Origin of the sequence: Piscinibacter defluvii, assembly GCF_004011805.1 — a bacterium.
Classification (GTDB): domain Bacteria; phylum Pseudomonadota; class Gammaproteobacteria; order Burkholderiales; family Burkholderiaceae_C; genus Piscinibacter; species Piscinibacter defluvii.
In genome coordinates this window covers 1-2,906 of sequence record NZ_RCHJ01000086.1, presented here as the reverse complement: position 1 = coordinate 2,906, position 2,906 = coordinate 1, and the positions used below count along the sequence as shown (strand labels likewise).

At 63.3% G+C, this 2,906-nt stretch carries 5 protein-coding genes; all 5 read left to right on the top strand.

The annotated features are described in order from the left end of the window. Positions 1-511: GNAT family N-acetyltransferase (locus D9C15_RS32915; protein ID WP_205854979.1), on the top strand; the 511-nt coding region annotated here is incomplete at its 5' end. Between the two features lie 142 nt (positions 512-653). Then, on the top strand, positions 654-1,247 hold the full coding sequence (locus D9C15_RS32910; RefSeq protein ID WP_128003678.1) for a DJ-1/PfpI family protein: 594 nt from the start codon (positions 654-656) through the stop codon (positions 1,245-1,247). Between the two features lie 183 nt (positions 1,248-1,430). Then, positions 1,431-1,763 (top strand): ExbD/TolR family protein, encoded by a 333-nt coding sequence (locus D9C15_RS32905; protein ID WP_128003677.1) that lies wholly within the window; start codon positions 1,431-1,433, stop codon positions 1,761-1,763. A gap of 151 nt (positions 1,764-1,914) precedes the next feature. Further along, complete coding sequence (locus tag D9C15_RS32900; protein WP_128003676.1) at positions 1,915-2,307, top strand: SMI1/KNR4 family protein; 393 nt, start codon at positions 1,915-1,917, stop codon at positions 2,305-2,307. A gap of 118 nt (positions 2,308-2,425) precedes the next feature. After that, entirely contained in the window at positions 2,426-2,857 is a 432-nt protein-coding gene (locus D9C15_RS32895) for a GNAT family N-acetyltransferase (protein WP_128003675.1), read from the top strand. Positions 2,858-2,906 lie beyond the last annotated feature (49 nt).

The following is a 2,906-nucleotide window of genomic DNA, read 5'->3' as shown; positions in this document are numbered from 1 at the left end:
CCTCAGCTCAAACGTTAGGCCGCACGAAACGAACCACATGCGACTCCTCGGCCCAGAGGCAGCGTCAGCGGTGCACTGCGAGCGCATCCTGCGCACGTTGCCGCGTTGGTTCGGAATCGAGCAATCGTTGCTGGAGTACGCAGCGGACTCTGAGCGATTTCCAACGTTCATCGCCGCAGAAGCAGCACCCGTCGCGTTCCTTACTGTACGAGAGCACTTCCCCGAGAGTTGGGAGGTTCACTGCATCGCAGTAGAAGCCAGCTACCGCGGGCAAGGCGTTGGGCGCAAGTTGCATGAGCACGTCGAGTCTTGGCTCCGAGCCAAGGGCGTTCGGCAACTGCAGGTCAAGACTTTGGCCGCCAACCATCCGAGCCCTGAGTACGCGCAGACGAGAAACTTCTACGCAAGCCTGGGCTACACGCCGCTGGAAGTCTTCCCTACTCTTTGGGGTCCGTCGTTGCCAGTGCTGCAGTTGGTCAAGGCCCTGCGCGCGCCGGAGAGTGCGGCCTAACCCTTCGCTCGAGCCGACCCCCACCGGCTACGCACTTGGGCCGCGAGCCGCTCGCTGGCATCATCCGCCTCGCGGCCCAAGCGCTCCGCCGCCGGGGTCGTCTCAGCTCAAACGTTAGGCGTCGAAGCCACGTCCCGTTGTCGTGCGAAGCGAAGTCTCCGTCCTTCTGTACTCGGGCTGCACCTTCTTCGAGGTAGCCCTCGCGGTCGAGGTTCTCGCGCCGCGATACGACGTACGCTACTACTCGCCCGACGGTCGGGATCATCTCGCCTCCAACGGCGCAACGATCGTCCCGCACGGCAGTTACAGAGACCTCGAGGCCTCAACGTCAGTCGCCGTGCTCATTCCAGGCGGCGATCCCGGTAGCATCTTGGTGCCTGAGAACCTCGCCCGCAATTGCCTGACCGTAACGCACGATCGCTCGGCGCTGTTAGCTGGCATCTGCGCCGGCAACCTCGTAATCGCCGCAGCCGGCCTACTTCGCGGTGGCCGTGGCACCCACAACTACACGTCGCAGTACGCATCGGCAGAACAGGTCGAAACCACGGCCCCCTACTGGAGCGGAATGACCTACGAACACGCTGATCTGGTACACGACGGCCTGATCGTCACCGCTATGCCCTGGGCGTACCGCAAGTTCGCCTCGAAGGTCGGTCAGTTGCTTGGCGCTCTATCCGAGTCAGAAGCAAGCGCCCTCGAAACCTATGTCGTGCGCCGCACCATCCACGACGCCTAACCCTTCGCTCGAGGCGACCCTCCACGGCTTGGCACTTGGGCCGCGAGCCCGTGGTGCATATCATCGGTCCCGCGGCCCAAGCGCCAAGCCGCGGCGGTCGCCTCAGCTCAAACGTTAGGCCGCACAGCCCACGCACATACCTTGACTCGCTTGTCTCCATTTTCATTGCAGAGGCTGTACGCCATGGCCATCGCGCTGGCCTGCAGTGCCTGCTCGCAGTCCGCGCCGCCGCGCGAAGCGCAGCTCCAAGTCGCAGAAGACGGCAGCTACCAGCTGAACATGCAGCCTGTCGAGCAGCCTGAGCTCAAGCACCAGCTTCAAGCGCTCCGTGCCGCAGGCGCACCTGTCAGGCTCGAGATCTACGCCCACCCAATGGCGAAACACGAGGCGGTCGGTCGCGCGGTAAAGGCAGCGCAGGATGCAGGAGTCGACACACTGGCCTTCGTCACAACACCACCGCCAACTGTAGGCGTTCCACCTAGCACTCCTGCGGCGCAAGCCTCGAGGCCGCAGTAGCACACTCGTCGAGTGCGGCCTAACCCTTCGCTGGAGCGGGACCTCCACCGGCATGGCACTTGGCCCGCGAGGCGCTCACTGTCATCATCCGCCTCGCGGGCCAAGCGCCATCCCGGCTCCGGCCCCTCAGCTCAAACGTTAGGCCGCACAGATGCCGTTCGATCTTGCCGAGTCATTCATCCATGAAGCAGAGCGCGAGCTCGGCGCCAAACTACCGGCGTCCTACAGGGCGGCAATGGCTCAGGCGAACGGAGGCGCGGTCGAGGTCCTCGACGACGTGTGGCAGTTGCATCCAATCGCCGACACATCCGACCGAAAGCGCCTTGCCCGAACGGCCAATCATGTACTTCGCGAGACCGAGTCATTGCAGGGCTGGGCCAGGTTCCCGGCAGGTGCCCTGGCAATCGCTGCCAACGGGTCAGGCGATCAACTGGTCTTCCTACGAGGCGCCACTTCGTTCGAATCAGCTGTACATCTCTGGTCGCACGAAACGGGCGAACTGGAGCAAGTGGCAGAAGACTTCAGTGAACTTCAACGCATCTAGCCAACCGGTGCCACGTTGACTTGTTGGCGGCACCAGTCGTCCGCCGAGAGTGCGGCCTAACCCTTCGCTCGAGCGGACCTCCACTGGCGTCCGCTCAGCTCAAACGTTAGGCCTCGGAATGAACGCTCGTGCCCTCAGCTACGTCAGGACAGACACGCCACCAGAAGACTGGCTTCGATTGGTCGACGAAGGTCTCGATCGGCACAACTACTCCGTCGCTCCACTGAACGAGGTTCGCCAGTTGGCGGCCTTCGCCACGGACTCCCAAGGCCAGGTTGTCGGAGGCGCCGTCGGCAGAACCTGGGGAAAGTGCTGCGAGCTACTGCAACTGTGGGTAGCACAGGAGTACCGTTCGGCTGGTGTCGGCTCGCAGCTCTTGCGCAAGTTCGAAGCTCATGCCCGAGGTCGGGTATGCAGCATCTTCTACCTCACGACTCTGAGCTTCCAGGCGCCGGAGTTCTACCAAAGGCACGGGTACGTCGTGCTCGCCGAGATCGCGGGCTATCCAAACGGCATAGTCAAGTACCTCATGCACCGAGCCGAGGCCTAACCCTTCGCTCGAGAGGGACCTCCGCCGGCAAGGCACTTGGCCCGCGAGG

Coding starts and splice junctions, on each gene's coding strand:
- D9C15_RS32905 (WP_128003677.1), top strand. CDS start 1,431: ATGGCCATCGCGCTGGCCTGCAGTGCCTGCTCGCAGTCCGCGCCGCCG.
- D9C15_RS32895 (WP_128003675.1), top strand. CDS start 2,426: ATGAACGCTCGTGCCCTCAGCTACGTCAGGACAGACACGCCACCAGAA.
- D9C15_RS32900 (WP_128003676.1), top strand. CDS start 1,915: ATGCCGTTCGATCTTGCCGAGTCATTCATCCATGAAGCAGAGCGCGAG.